7 protein-coding genes and 2 pseudogenes are annotated in these 14,370 nt (G+C 63.8%); 1 reads left to right on the forward strand and 8 read right to left on the reverse strand.

Annotated elements, in window-relative coordinates; translation table 11 throughout:
* Positions 1–453: 453 nt before the first annotated feature.
* The 8 genes and pseudogenes from ACTMTI_RS53270 to ACTMTI_RS53305 all read right to left on the reverse strand — a co-directional run bounded on the left by ACTMTI_RS53270 (position 454) and on the right by ACTMTI_RS53305 (position 12,825).
* A complete protein-coding gene (locus tag ACTMTI_RS53270; protein WP_441128718.1) occupies positions 454–1,101 on the reverse strand; it encodes a DUF6461 domain-containing protein in 648 nt (215 codons plus the stop codon).
* Between the two features lie 27 nt (positions 1,102–1,128).
* Positions 1,129–6,747: an Ig-like domain-containing protein gene (locus ACTMTI_RS53275; RefSeq protein WP_441128719.1), complete on the reverse strand. Its 5,619-nt coding sequence runs from the start codon at positions 6,745–6,747 to the stop codon at positions 1,129–1,131.
* Between the two features lie 666 nt (positions 6,748–7,413).
* Positions 7,414–7,923 (reverse strand): hypothetical protein, encoded by a 510-nt coding sequence (locus tag ACTMTI_RS53280; protein WP_441128721.1) that lies wholly within the window; start codon positions 7,921–7,923, stop codon positions 7,414–7,416.
* Positions 7,923–9,161 (reverse strand): hypothetical protein, encoded by a 1,239-nt coding sequence (locus ACTMTI_RS53285; protein ID WP_441128723.1) that lies wholly within the window; start codon positions 9,159–9,161, stop codon positions 7,923–7,925. The genes ACTMTI_RS53280 and ACTMTI_RS53285 overlap by 1 nt, the downstream gene beginning before the upstream one ends.
* Before the next feature lie 1,008 nt (positions 9,162–10,169).
* Entirely contained in the window at positions 10,170–10,454 is a 285-nt protein-coding gene (locus tag ACTMTI_RS53290) for a helix-turn-helix domain-containing protein (RefSeq protein WP_441128761.1), read from the reverse strand.
* Positions 10,418–10,648, reverse strand: a pseudogene (locus ACTMTI_RS53295) (hypothetical protein); the annotation flags it as partial. The pseudogene ACTMTI_RS53295 and the gene ACTMTI_RS53290, both read right to left, overlap by 37 nt.
* Positions 10,649–10,745: 97 nt before the next feature.
* The gene (locus tag ACTMTI_RS53300; protein WP_441128724.1) at positions 10,746–11,732 is read right to left on the reverse strand and encodes a hypothetical protein; all 987 of its coding nucleotides are present in this window, start codon (positions 11,730–11,732) and stop codon (positions 10,746–10,748) included.
* Positions 11,733–12,240: 508 nt separating this feature from the next.
* Positions 12,241–12,825, reverse strand: a complete 585-nt coding sequence (locus ACTMTI_RS53305) for a hypothetical protein (protein WP_441128726.1) — start codon at positions 12,823–12,825, stop codon at positions 12,241–12,243.
* Between the two features lie 181 nt (positions 12,826–13,006).
* Here ACTMTI_RS53305 and ACTMTI_RS53310 point away from each other — a divergent pair.
* A pseudogene (locus ACTMTI_RS53310) lies at positions 13,007–14,179 on the forward strand (IS701 family transposase).
* The last annotated feature ends 191 nt before the right edge of the window (positions 14,180–14,370 follow it).

Raw genomic sequence — 14,370 nt, forward strand, 5'->3', positions numbered from 1 at the left:
ACCTACAACGAAGATGTCGCCTTCCAACCGCGATCGAAGGCCATGGCTTGACAACTTGGGCAGATCGGATGTCTGCGGCACCCGCTTTAGGAGAGCGGATGTACTGCCGCCTAATCTGGCCTGTTGACCTGCGTAAATACCCTGTCTCGAAGCTTGAGCGGCCGAGATCATCCCTGGTATGTCCCCGAGCTTGATGAGTGTAGAGCCGCGTACTGCACAACCTCATCCCACCGCCGGCGGCTACGTTGTCCTGCACTCCACGGTAATTACCTGGAGCCGTTCGATGAATTGCGCCATACCGAGGAAAGTCGCGGTGCCGCGCTCACTCAGATCGGCGTTTCGCCGCAGCACATGGCAGACGCCACGGTAAGCAGGGCTCGGATGCGGCGGTTGGCCTGCTCCATGTCGGCAGCGGGTCGGCAGCGTGAGTCCGGCATCAGCACGCCTTTGCGGTTAGTTCGACCTAAGGGAGTAGCAGCTATGCACGGCGTTCAGCCATTTCGCGTCGATCTCGCGCCCGGTGATTCGGCCTGCCAACCGTAGGGCGGAAGTGACGCTGACCTCGATGGTCACCGGGTCTTTGATGCTGTAATCATCAGGGTTGTCCAGTTGGAAGGCCAATCCCTCCATGAGCGGGTCGAGGGCGTGCGGGTCGAAACCTCCCCGCTCGGTCGGCCAGTCGATAGGAAAGCAGGTGACGAGGACCCCGTCAACTGCCCAGTCGAGGCGATAGGTGGAGTAGCCGCATTGGATGCTGAGCGCTCGCGTGCCGCGCGACACCTGTTGGAGGAAGGACATTGGCGAAGTGTAAAGCTGGAAGACCAAGGCCTGCGCCCAGCCGTTGGCCGTGCCAGCCCACATGCTGGGACCTTGCTCCGCGTCTGGTCGCGCCATGTTGTTGATGTCGCACCGGAACGCGCTGGCCAGGTCGCCGCCCAGACGGCGGCACAGCTCGTTGGCGCCCATTCCCTCCGCCCACATCAGGTGGAAGCCCGAGTATTCCTCGCTATCGAGATCGAAAGAGACCATCAGGTCATACAGATCGGTCGGGTGAGGCATGAGTGCCCTTTCAATAAGACGGCGGAACAGGTGCTCGACCATGAGATCGGGCACCTGTTCCGCGGGCGGCTACTTGACGCTGACCCAGAACTTGCTGTTGTTGACTACTCGATAACGAGCGTAGAAGAGCCAGAGATCCCGTCCGGCCACCTGGTTGTGTGCTTTCTTCACGGCACGTGCCGAGGCGTTTTCCCAGCGGAACCACTTGCCATCGGTCGTCAAGAATCCATCGCCAGCGCCCTCTTTCGTCGAGGCGAACGGGAACTCATCGCACTCCTGATCTTTCTCGGTCCAGTTCGGATAGTAGTCCAGGCAGGCTTTGCGAGTCCAATATCGGTTCTTGCCTCGCATCTTCTTTCCGTCTGCGGCCAGGGTGCCCTCATTGATTTTGGTGAGCGCCTTTCCGGACGGATTCTCAACGCCGCCGGGCAGGAAGCGGGGTGCGTCGTAGTTTCCTGGAATATCCTTTCGGACTATCTCGCCGAAGTCGTTGCGTTTGGGTGGCTTGGTGTTCGTGGAGTCGTTGAAGGCGTCCCAGATATGCTGGGCGACCTCCTGGGCATACTGGTCCGATCGGGACATTCGGAAGATCCTGTCAGCCCCCAGGAACCTGCAGGCACCCTTGTAGATGACGACGTACTGATCCTTGTTTGGCCCCATAGGGAGGCTGTCGCAGCGGACGGTGGGTACGAGAGGATCGCGCCTGCTCGGAACCCGCTCGATTTCCGGTTTGGCCCACAGGGGCACCTTGGCATTGTTTTCGAATATCCAAGCCGGATGATAGAGCCAGATCGTCGGCTTGATGGTGCAGGTCACGAAATTGTCGCCGTTTGACCTGAAGAGGAACTCGTCGTAGCCGTCCGCGACCCACTTGCTGAGCGGATCGAGACGCCGCTCTCCGATGATCCAGTCACAGGAGGAACCGTCCGATCCGATGGTGTCGATGTCCAGTTCGAGCTTGAACTCGTCGGGAGGCGGGATCTCCTGCCCATCCCGTATCACCTTGATGTTCCTGACCGAGGTGAACACCGAGATGTCGCGGGGCCTGAGAGCCGAGCCTCCGACTCCGGCGCCCTGCACGCCGTTTCCGTCCTGAGTACCGAGGTAGGTGTTCATAACGAGCGACGTCTCCATCATCACGCCGTTCTTGATGGGCTCCGCCGGCAGGCCGGTCAGGAAGTCCACTTTGTAGACGCCCCATCCCTTCCACCTGCTGTAGCAGGCGGTGTAGGGCGTGACCTTGGCCCAGCCGAACGCGTGATACGGCCGTCCGCCGTCCTTGCGGACCTGGGTGCACTGCTCGAGCGTCATCCGCTCGTAGTTGAACGGCTTGTCCGTGGGAGACGGGTCCTGAGCCACTGCGCGTGACGGAGCGGACGCGCTGACGGTGAGGCTATGCCAGGAGGTCCAGGCGCCGTTGACTCCGGCTGCGGTGGCGCGGGCGCGCCAGCGGACCTTCCACCCGTTGGTGAGTTTTCCCGAGGCGGTGGTGATAAAGGCGGTGTTGCCGCTTGAGGTGCTGCCACTGGTGCCGGACCAGATCAGGCCGGTGCCTTGGCTGGTGGCGGTTGGGTCGTGTTCGATCTCGATGGTCATGGTGGAGGAGCGGCCGTCGGGGTCGGTGACCTTGCCGTAGAACGTTGGGGTCAGCGTCGTGGCGGCCCCGCTGGTGTTGGTGGGCGATACGTACTCGTTGGCCACCGACGGCTTGGAGACGTCCACGGTTAAGCTGCGCCAGGAGGTCCAAGCGCCGTTGACTCCTGCGGCGGTGGCGCGGGCGCGCCAGCGGACCTTCCACCCGTCAGTGAGCTTCCCCGTCGGTGTGGTGATCCAGGCGGTGCTGCCACTGGTAGTGGTGCTGGTGGTGGTGCCGGACCAGATCAGGCCGGTGCCTTGGCTGGTGGCGGTTGGGTCGTGTTCGATCTCGATGGTCATGGTGGAGGAGCGGCCGTCGGGGTCGGTGACCTTGCCGTAGAACGTTGGGGTCAGCGTCGTGGCGGCCCCGCTGGTGTTGGTGGGCGATACGTACTCGTTGGCCACCGACGGCTTGGAGACGTCCACGGTTAAGCTGCGCCAGGAGGTCCAAGCGCCGTTGACTCCTGCGGCGGTGGCGCGGGCGCGCCAGCGGACCTTCCACCCGTCGGTCAGTTTCCCCGAAGCGGTGGTGATAAAGGCGGTGTTGCCGCTTGAGGTGGTGCCACTGGTGCTGGACCAGATCGAGCCGGTGCCCTGGTTGGGAACGGTTGGGTCGTGTTCGATCTCGATGGTCATGGCGGAAGAGCGGCCGTCGGGGTCGGTGACCTTGCCGTAGAACGTTGGGGTCAGCGTCGTGACGGCCCCGCTGGTGTTGGTGGGCGATACGTACTCGCTGGTTACCGACGGCTTGGAGACGTCCACGGTTAAGCTGCGCCAGGAGGTCCAAGCGCCGTTGACTCCTGCGGCGGTGGCGCGGGCGCGCCAGCGGACCTTCCACCCGTCGGTGAGCTTGCCTGAAGGAGTGGTGAGGTAGGCGGTACTGCCACTGGTAGTGGTGCTGGTAGTAGTGCCCGACCAGATCAGGCCGGTGCCCTGGCTGGGAGCGGACGGATCATGCTCCACCTGTACTGTCATGGTCGACGAGCGCCCCTGTGGGTCCTGGAGCGTGCCGTAGAACGTCGGGATCAGCGTCGTGGCGGCCCCATTGTTGTTCGTGGGCAACACGTACGCGCTGGTCACCGTGGGGGAATTCGGCGGCGGTGGCGGTTCCACGGTCGTGAACGACCAGGTGAACGCTGCCATCACGTTGCCCGCCTCGTCCTTAGCACCGCTCACCTCGACGGTGTACCTGGCGCCTCCCTCAAACGACTGAGCCGGGACGAAGGACAACATGGTGACCGAATCCGCGGTGGTAGTACCGGCGACCGGATTGCCCGCGGGGTCCTTGACCGTGATCTTCCCCTCGGTCACCTCCTCGCTGAAGGTCGCCTTGACCGGACCGGCAAGGGGCGCATCCGTCGCGTCGGCCGCCGGGACCGTCTCGGCGACCGTCGGCGCGGTGATGTCCGGCTGCGCGGTGGTGAAGGACCACGAGTACGGATCCATGGCGTTGCCCGCGGGATCCTTGGCGCCGCTGACAGTGACGGTATAGGTGGTCTCAGGGGCCAGCGGCCCGCCGAAGGTCAGCGTCCACACCTTGCCCTCGGCATCAACGGTGACGTCTCCTGGAACCTGCACCCCGGCCGGATCGGTCACCGCGATCTGGGCATCGCCCACCGGCTCCGAAAAGGTCACCTTGATCTTCGAAGTCACCCGGACCGCGGTGGCGTCCTTGGCAGGGCTGGTTTCCGTCACACTCGGCGCGGTACGGTCGGTGACCGTGGCGAACGACCACATATATGGCGCCATCACGTTGCCGGAGGTGTCTTTGGCGGCGCTCACCTCCACCGAATACGTGCCGTTCCACGCCAGCGGACCGGCGGGCGTGAAGGTCCACACCTTGCCATCGCTGTCGACCGCGACATCCCCAGGCATCGGTTGCCCCGAACTGTCCTTCAACACGATCTGCGCGTCAGACACCGACTCGCTGAAGGTCACCGTCACCTTTTCCTTAAGTGACACCCCGGTGGCGCCGTCCGCCGGGGCGACGGTCGTGACCTGCGGCACCGTAGTGTCCTTCTCGGTCGTGAACGACCACGAATACGGGTTGGCGGTATTTCCCTCCTCGTCCGTCACCTCACGGACTTCGGCGAGATACTGTGCGCTGGCCTTGAGCGTTTGAGCGGGGGTGAAAGTGAGTACTTTGCGGTCCGCGCTCATGGCCGTAGTGCCGGCTACCTGAGCGCCCGCCTGGTCTTTCAGCGAGAACTCCGGATCCCACACGGGCTCGTCGAACGTGACCGTGAGCGGCGAGTCCACGGGCACATTGGGCGCTCCCGCCTCCGGCTGGACCGACACCACGACAGGCGGAGTCTGATCGTCAGGCGTGTCCGGATCCGGGCCTGGAGAAGTGGTCGGTTCGCCGGGCAACGGATGCAGGAGCTCCGGGCCGACCTCGTAGGGCTGCCCGCGCATTCCTTCGAGCTCGTCCGCCTGCGCGTTGTCGATCGGTGGAGCCGTGACCTGGCGCGGGTCAGCCTGCATGGCGACGGCTTCGGAGTACGTCGGCCATTCGGGCACCTCCGCGTCCGACTCCCATGCCACCATGACTTCCCTGGCGGGCTCATACCCGATCACCAGTTTGGGACCGTGGGCCTCGCCGCTTGAGACGTACTCCTTCGAGCGGTACGCGCGCCAGTTGGTGTTCTCGGATTCGTTGCCAGAGGTGAGCTGGAATCCGTAGTTGGGCTCGCCGTTGGCCCACGCCTGCGCGATCGGGTTCACAAAGTGAATCAGGTCGTGTTCGTAGTCCATGTAGCCGCGGGTGCACGTCGGCTTGTAGGCGCCGTATTCGGTGTCGGCGCCCTCGTTGGTCACCGTCGGCTGGTTGCTCCACGTGAGCGTGGAGACGTCCCACCGCTGGATAATCCTGCGGGCGGTGATGCCCGAGCCGACCGGTAGGCCGCAGTCGTTGGAGTCGATGTTCCACAGGACGAGGTCGGCGTTGGTCACCCGGCCACCCCGCAGGGGGGAGTCCTCGGGGATGTCTTCGAAGCGGATGTAGGTGCGCCAGCGGACGGTTCCGCTGTTGGTCATGCCGGCCTGCAGGTGGTAGGCGCCGCTGTTGGCGTAGCCGTTCTGATAGGAGGAGTTGTTGATGAACGTGTCGTTGGCGTTCGGCAGTTGAGTCCAGACGATGTCGTCGGCTACGACGAGGGAGACTGGGTAGGTGACGTCCGGATCGGCAAGGAAGCTCGCGTCAGGTTTGTACACGAGCGACTGACCTGCCGCGGTCTTCTCCACCGCGGTGGTCACCTTGCCGACTTGCCCTTCTTCGCCGACGCTGATGTCTGCGCTGGCGTCGGTCAGCAGCGGAGTCGGGATCTCGGTGGTGCGACGTTTGGCGTTGGCGGTGCTGTCGTGCAGTGCCAGCTTTCCCGTAGAGGTCTCGTCGAAGGAGAGCCCGGCGGGCAGTTGGATCGGGACCGAGAGTTCCAGCAGGCTGGCCGGTCGCTGCCTGATGACCACTTCTTGCCGGAATCCCGTCGGATTCGCGATGACAGCGAGATCGATGCCCGGGCCGTAGGCGTTGGCGTACTCGGCTCTGTTGCCCGAGAGCTTGGGAGCGGGCAGCTTCTGGGGGGCGGAGATCTTGATCGTCGACCCGTCGCGCTGGCTCGTCGCGGTGAGTAGGTCGGTGCCGCCACCGGGCGAGAGCGTGAGGCCGGCTTTGGTGGCGCGCGGCTTGATGGTGCCGTTCTCGGCCACCAGGGTGGTGTCGACCGACTGCCAGGCGTCGCCTTGTTTGAAGCGGATGGGGTCGGTGTAGAACTCGGTGGCGAGAGTCTTGCCGTCGCTGTTGGCGTAGGTGGTCGAGGCCTCGGTGTGCAGGCTGGGGATCTCCACCTGACGGCCGGCCGTTTTCGCCTCTGCCTTGGCCGAGTCGACCGGGGACAGGGGCGTGGTGTCCTTAGTGGAGGGGCTCGCTGTGGGAGATGGCTGGGCGGCGGCTGCGTCTGTGGGAAGGAATGACGCGGTCACGGAAAGCGCCATTGCCGCGATCAGTAATCGGGAATGCGCAATGCGTGATCGTCTTGATGCGTTCAAGTTCACCTCGATCGTGTGGAGGGATAAGCAAGTTGATCTTTACATTTGCCTTATATCGAACACAAGATCGAAATCGGTAATGTCTAATTCCCGATCTTCTGGACCCGCGAGACGCGAGCGTCGGCATTCGGCCGACTCCCCTTACCAGACCGATAGAGCAGGCTGAGATGCCTATGAAGGCCATCCCTCGTGCCCGGGAGCACAACATCGTCACCTCGGAAAGTGATGACGGGGGGATCATCCCCGCGGCCGACCGGTCGCCCGGCGGCAAGGCCCGACGATAGAGGGGCTGGGCAGAGATCGCGCCGACAACGGCCATGCCGCCGTCTAGCGCGTCTACTGGCTGACCTACGCCATCCTCGACGGCACCCGGATCCCATCGATGCCTTGCCGACGAGCGGGCCTACACCTCCGGAAAGCACAAGCACCACGGCACGAGCGTCCACGCGGCCGAAGAGCGTAAGCCCTGTGGCAGTCCATAAGAGCGCAAAGTTAGGAGAGTGGTAGCTGTCCAGCTGGATTACGCGCTCTGACCTGCACAGATGATTCGCACCGCCCGCATCGTTCGGAAGATCATCCCGCGCATGTCCCTGCACCAGTCGAGGGTGCCACCACCTCACTCGGAGTCACACGGACCTACACTGTGGGGTGCCTGTGCCAGGCTGAGTCCGCCTACGGAAGCGTTTGAAGGGCGACCACAATGCTGGCGACCATCAGGATCAGCGCCAGGACCTCCAGCAGCAGTGCGATGAACAATAGCCTGACGCGCACCCTGTTGACCCGCCTCAGTTTGACCATCAAGCTCGCTTGAAGCTGGTACTCCTCCCGCGTACTCTCTTCGTCGGCGATGTGCCAGTCGGGCTGATCGGCCGCCTTGACCAGTTCGGCGTCGTCGATCACGTATGTACGCACCGGCAGGTTGATGAGCAAACCCGTGATCGCGGCGGCGATGAGCGCGCCGAAGGCACATGTGAGCAACAGCACCGTCGGCTGTGGCACGGCATAAGCCTGCGTACGCGCGGCCAGTGAGACGAAGCCGAGAACGATCGCGACCAGGGTGCCAGAGGTTGATATGACGACGATGGCTCGCTGTTCGAGTGCCCCTTTGAGTGCCCGTTCGTCGGCCAACTGGTCCAAGAGGAGGGAGAGGTAGCGGCCGCCCGACGGTGCCTTCTCCGTCATCAACCCAGCCTAGGTTTGATCGTCGGCCTGGGGGATCTAGGTTGCCGCGACAATACTCTGATCGGCCACTGTAGATCCCGCTCCGGCAACAGGTCCGTCGAAACCTCCCGCCGCAGGTTGAGATCTTGAGCTGCGGCGATCACCGCATCAGCAAGACGCAGTTCCGCGCCCATGCTGTCCATTTCGGCCTTGATCCGGCCGATTCTCTGCTCGATGCCCAAGCCTTCCGCCTTCGCATCTGCCAGCCGTATCACCGCGGGCTGTTGTTCGAGGTAACCGGCGGTCATCTTGGCCAGGGCGCGCCGCAGTCTCCTCGGGAGCCTGCCGGACGCCTTATCTCTGTTCAGCAGGTACAGCAGTGTGCGCGAGGGCGCGCGGTCCGCGATGCCGAGTGGTTTCCCGGCGCGCAGCCGCGCTGCCATCCACCGGCAAAGACGTGCCTCCTCACCGTCCCATCTGACAGCGACATCGTCCAGCTCTTTCGCAATTTCGGCGCGGTATCGCTCCCAGTCCTTGGTGACCGCCTGAGCCGCCACCTTCCGCACGCCAATATCACGGCGATTGGCGACGCGTGCCTCCTTCGCCGACTCCAGTTCCAACTCCTTTTCCCTGATCCTCGGCAGCACGGGTTCGATCCTCGTCTTGATCTTCTTGAGGAATCGATACACGCTGGAATCCTCCTCCAGCGGAATTGCGAATACCGTCCGCTCCTGCAGCGAGACGACCACGACGCAGGGCACTAAGGACTCCGGTATGCCGAAGAACTCCTGCATGTGAGTGACAGCTCGGGTGAGCGCTATTTGGTGCTCACGCAAGGGGCTTGGTGGGGTCGGTGTGGCGACAGCGGTGGATGTTTGCCCTTTGGGCCTGCGTACATTGGGCCGCTCCGCGGCCATCCGGACCGCCCATGGGGACACTCGTGAAGAGCTGTACAATTTACGCTTGTTCGAGGCGCACTGCACGCCGTCCACCAGTAGGACCTGCGGCTCGTAGCTAGACCACGTTGCACGTTCTGAGGACAGTGTGATGCGCCCGGGCGCGGGGGTGAACACTCCCAAATAACGTCCGGTGAGGTCGTCGATGTCCGCCCAGTTCCGGAAGAACGTCCGCTGCAACTCCGGAGCATCGGCCGAACGGGCGAGCAGGAACACCAACCCGGCGAATCCACCGTCACTCAGGGTGCGAAACGGCAGGTGCAGAAACGCCTTGACCGAGATCTCCGCATCCCAACTGTACATCTTCGTCCCTCACAGTCTGAGTACTACCACACGGTGAAGACGCCATAAGGCGTTTGATGATCAGAAGTATGCACTACGCCCCGCTTACGCAACTCACGATTCCACCAAATACGTGTTCGACGTCGAGCGCCATGTGTTCACATCCGCTGCCGCCAGCACGTGCTGCGCGTCGGTTCTTGACGGCATGAATGCGCATCGTCATGCGACAAGGAGCAGTAGAAGCAAGGCGTAGTACGCTCCCAATGCCGAAGCGGCTCAGCGGTGTCAGTGTCGCGTTCGACGTACACCGGGAGCGCCTCGACCGCTCCCTGGGCGTTGATGACCGCGTGCACCCCAGTCGGCGCGGCTGTGCCTTCTCCGCCCGGACCGCACCGACCGGGCCGGCCGCCTGCCCGGGCCCACGCCGCTCGCCACGGCCGCCGATCTTCGGCGTCCAGCCCACAGGCCCGCAAGAACAGCTCCATGCGCCCCCAGGTCGACTGCGTTGTGCCGCTCAGTAGGTCGCTACCCTTGCGGGACGGCAACCGGTCCAGCCGCGCGGCCCGTTCCAGGTCCTTGTACGAGAGGCCATGGGAATGGCGCAGCGCTGTCCAGCACGGCCGCGCCGGATGAACTGGCCAAGAGTTCCAGTCGTCCGATAGGGCCGTAGCCAGCGTGGCACGCTGGAAAGCACCTCTGTAGGAGAGTGGTGGCTGTACGGCTGGCTCGTGAGCTCTGACCTGCGTAGATGCTTCGCGCGGCCCGTACCATCCGGAAGATCATCTCGCGCATATCCCTGCACCCGCCGAGGCCGGCCACCACGTCACTCGGTGGCGAGTGGCCCCGCACCGCAGGGCCGCCAGGCCCGAGAAGTGGAAGCCGCGCGGCAGCCATTAATTAAACCCGATGTGACGGACTCGTTGCACCCCGGTGAGCCGAGTTGCCGAAGCAACTGCTGGTCGATGCGACCCTTGCGCGCCAACGTAGATCGGCCCCAAGTCGGCGTACTGCTGGAGCAAACGCAGAGGTTCAGCCGACGACGAATTGCAGAACGCTGGATGTACGAGAAGATCGCTGGGAACACTTGCGGAAGTGCTGGCAGGAACGGTGAGGAAGGGAAGCAGCGCATGACAGGCAAGGACGGTGCGTGGATGCTGCAAGAGCACCATCCGACCGAGCCATCCGTGGACGCATGGGTACCTGCCAGCTCCAGCCCAGCCGGTGCAGCAGATAGTCCACTCCCGACAGCGTGTAGGACACCCGGAACAGCTCCCAGATCAACTCGGTGATCCGCCGCCAGCGTCCAGCACTGATTCTCGCCCCAGCCGTACGCGGCCGGCCCCCTCGTCCAACGCCTGCTGCAACGTCTGCAACTGCGCTCGGTCAGCTTGAACTTCTCCCCGCCCGGGCCCCTTGGACAGCAGCGCCTCCCGGCCGCCGGCGTCGAAGGCGCGGTGCCAGCGATTGGCCGACATCCGGCTGACGCGGAACTCGGCCGCCACCTGCGTGTCCGTGGCGCCTTAGGCGAATCGGTCGGCTGCCTGCATGCGCACCTGTTCCGCCGGGCCCGGGATGCGGCGGTTAACCCACCGCCTTCGGGATACCTCATCCCTCTGGAATAGCCCCACCGCGCGAACAACCGTCACCCAACCAGCGGGAGACACTTACGCACGTAACTCCCATCCTGAAAACTCTCCAGTTCCTTGCCGGTTCGCAGAGAGCGGCGGTATCGGAGGCACACTTCAAGTTGACGTCCGCCACATACAGCGCCCTCACCTTGGGATCTTTGGAGATCTTCAACAGTGTTTCCGCATCGTAGTTCTCATAGATCGTGCTGTAGATCTTGGACTGCTGCGCAGCCGCTCTTAGACTACTCAGGTTCAGGCCAAACGCCTTCAGAGTGGGCTGGTCTTGAGGCTGTAGGGTGGACACCCATTCCTGAAAGGAGGCCGCATAGGAGTGCCCATCGCATGTTCGGCCGCAGTAGAGACTATTGCCGAGGAGTAGTTCACCGCCTCCTGGCGACAGTAACACCCGCTGGGGCTGGGCCAGCCGCGAGTCATCTCGCAGGACCGCAGAATCTGACATCGGTTCAGCAAGCTCGGCAACAGCCACCACCTCAACACTGCTCCCCATATTTGAAAGCAGTTCCCGTGTGTCCTGCATGGCTCTACCGCTCTCTTTCGAGGTCCCCAATAGCTTTAGCACACGCCCGAGGCGCGTTTTGGGGAGCGAGGACACGCGCGTGACCCTCGTGTTTTGGTCATACACCACTGAGACCGTCACCGTGCCTACATCCCCCGCCATGAAGGCACCAATGGGATGTGCGGTCAGCGTCACCGACAGACCGTCCGTCCTCCTTTCGTGAGTGGGGGCTGGGCTGAAGCTGTAGTCCGGGTGGGCAACCGACAGGGCACTGAGGACGAGTTCCGCGAACGCCCGCTCGTCTTCGTAGAGGCCCGCCTTTGACGGCGTGCACCCGGCGAGCAGAATCATAACTGCCGCAGCGAGGCGCGCCGTTCGATAGAGCGATCGAACACCGTTCATTCTCGACTGCCTTCCTCTTCTCCTCACTCGACCCTCTACCCTCATGAGGCTCCGCTCGCAGGCTTCTACTCGTTGAGGCTCTACGCTTCGAGACGTCTACTCGTTGAGGCTCTACCCATGGAGGTCCTGCGTGCGGGTCTTCTGCTCTTCGGTCTTCTGCTCTTCGGCGCTCTCTTCAGGTCATAAAACTGACTTCGGAAGATTTCTAGCAACTACGTGACTATCCTTTTTGGAAAGACGCGCAAGTCGACCCTCCTCGGCCTTGATGGATCCATGTCCGGTATAGGCCACTCGAGCCTTTGCTGTCCTTAGAGCTTGGCAGGCCGATCAGTCCACACCTTCCTACCGCCTTCCCCCGCATTTCAGCGGGCCACGTCCTGCTGCCTCGAAGAGGTGTTCGGGAGTCCGTCCCGAATGGTAGCTGTGCTACTTTCGGGCTTCCTCGACGGCGAGATTACATCAGCATTGGATTGGATTGGATTGGATTGGATGGGAGGGGCAAGTGTGTCAGCTGATGTCTGACTTGCGGCCCTCCCACCGCTGGCTCTCAACCTCAGTAGAGCGAAGGTAGCGTGCGGGCGACCGCATCGTTGAAGCGATCGAGCAGTGGTTCGATGCGCTTGCTGTGCTGTTCTGCCTCATCGAGGCTGTTGGCCCAGATAGAGTCCCCTGCCGCCTTCTCGAGCTCCGTGGCCAGCGAGCGGATCTCTTCGTTGAAGACCCGAGCCCGAGACGACTTCAGCAGCAGCAAAGAGGCGGACCATCCGACAGCTGTAGGAGTCTCCCATTGCCGGCCCGGCCACTGTCCAGTCTCTTTCGTCGCGGCGATGAGCCTGTCGAGTTCGGCGTATGCCGATTTGATTAGATCGGCTATCGCGTTCTGAAGGGTTAGGATGCTGTCTCGCTGGAACGTGTCGCGTACTGACTGGCGCTCCCGCTCGTACTGCCGATCGCTTTGCGCTGCCTCGCGCTTGCCCTTCTGGCGTTCCGCGTAAATCGTTACGAATGCCGTGATGACGGAGCCCACCAGGACCCCAATTAAGCCGAAAACCGCCTGGCTCATGTAGCTCTCTCCCTTCTGGTGCCAGATAACTGGAGCAAGCGTGCGAGCGGCCGTGATTGTCTGCTGATACTCCATGGCGACCTCTGGAGTCAACGCCTAGTACTCCAGTGACACTTCGGGATCTTGAGGGGTCGGAGTCACATGGCGACGGCCACCGCGTGATCATTCGTGGTTTGTGAAGACAACAAAAGACCGTGCGGTGGCCGCGAGCCACAGCGTAGATCCTGATGGCTGGATGGTCATCTTCAACGAGATGATGACCCGGATCGTCGGCCGGTTCGGCCGCGTCGAGCCCCGCCGGGCCGCGACCGCGTACGTGCGCGGACTACTGGCCGACCTCGACCGTAAGAACTGCTGGAACCTGGCCGAGCACGCCGGACTGGCCAGGCCCCAGAGGCTGCAACGGTTGCTGCGCACCGCCCGGTGGGACGCCGACGCCGTGCGCGATGACGTGCGCGCCTTCGTCGCCGACCGGCTCGGCTGGAGTGCAGCGGCAATACAGTGGCACCGCGTGCCGAATCGAGAATTGCCAGGTCGGGGTATTCCTGGCCTACGCCACCCCGACCGGGCGGGCGCTGCTGGACCGGCGGCTCTACCTGCCCGAGCACACCTGGCTGGCCGACCCGGACCGCTGCCGGGCGGCCGGTGTCCCGGATGAGGTCGGCTTCGCGGCCAAGCCCGCCCTGGCCACCGCCATGGTGCTGGCCGCGCTGCAGGCCGGCGTGCTTGCTCGCTGGGTGACCGGCGATGAGGTCTACGGCCAGGACCCGCGCCTGCGCGCCGCGCTGGAGCCGCGCCGGATGGGATACGTGCTGGCGATCGCGGGCAACCGGCGCGTCGAGCTCGAGGGCGCCCAAGTGAGCGCGGCCGAGGTCGCCACCCGGGTGGCCGATCGGCACTGGCACCACTACCGCGCCGGGCAGGGCGCCAAGGGGCCACGCTGGTACGCCTGGGCCCGCATCGACGAGACCGGCGACCACAGCCAGGGGTATCGGTGGCTGCTGATCCGCCGCAACCTGACCACCGGCGAACTGGCGTTCTACCGCTGCTACGCCCCTGCCCGGCACCCGCTGATGGCCCTGGTCAAGATTCGCAGGGATTCGCTGGGCTGTGGAAAAATCTTTCCAGGCGGCCAAGGGCCAGGTCGGCCTGGACCACTACCAGGTGCGGGGCCGGACAGCCTGAGCACCGGCACATCACCCTGGCCCTGCTCGCCCTGGCCGTGCTGACGGTCATCGCCGCCGCCCAGCCACTCAGCACCACCGACGACCGCATCCCACTGACCCTGCCCGAGATCCGCCGGCTGCTCGCCGCACTCGTACTAACCCGGCACCGCCCCCTTACGGACATCCTGTGCTGGTCACACTGGCGCCGACGCCACCAAGCCACCGCCCGGCACTGCCACTACCAACGCAGATCCGACCCATGATCGCGAAATGTCACTGGAGTATCAGCCGAGCGGACCGTCCCCGGGCTCGCCGGCACCGGCGGCCCTGGGGGCGAGCCCTGGTACGGCGGGGACCTACCCGGCCCTCCGCCCAGCGCTACGAGCGTGAATCCGCGCACGGGAAGGAAGCCGATGAGCGACGACTGGCGACCGCGTTCGGCGGACGTGCTGGT

This window comes from Nonomuraea sp. H19, assembly GCF_052068215.1.
In the GTDB taxonomy this organism is placed as follows: domain Bacteria; phylum Actinomycetota; class Actinomycetes; order Streptosporangiales; family Streptosporangiaceae; genus Nonomuraea.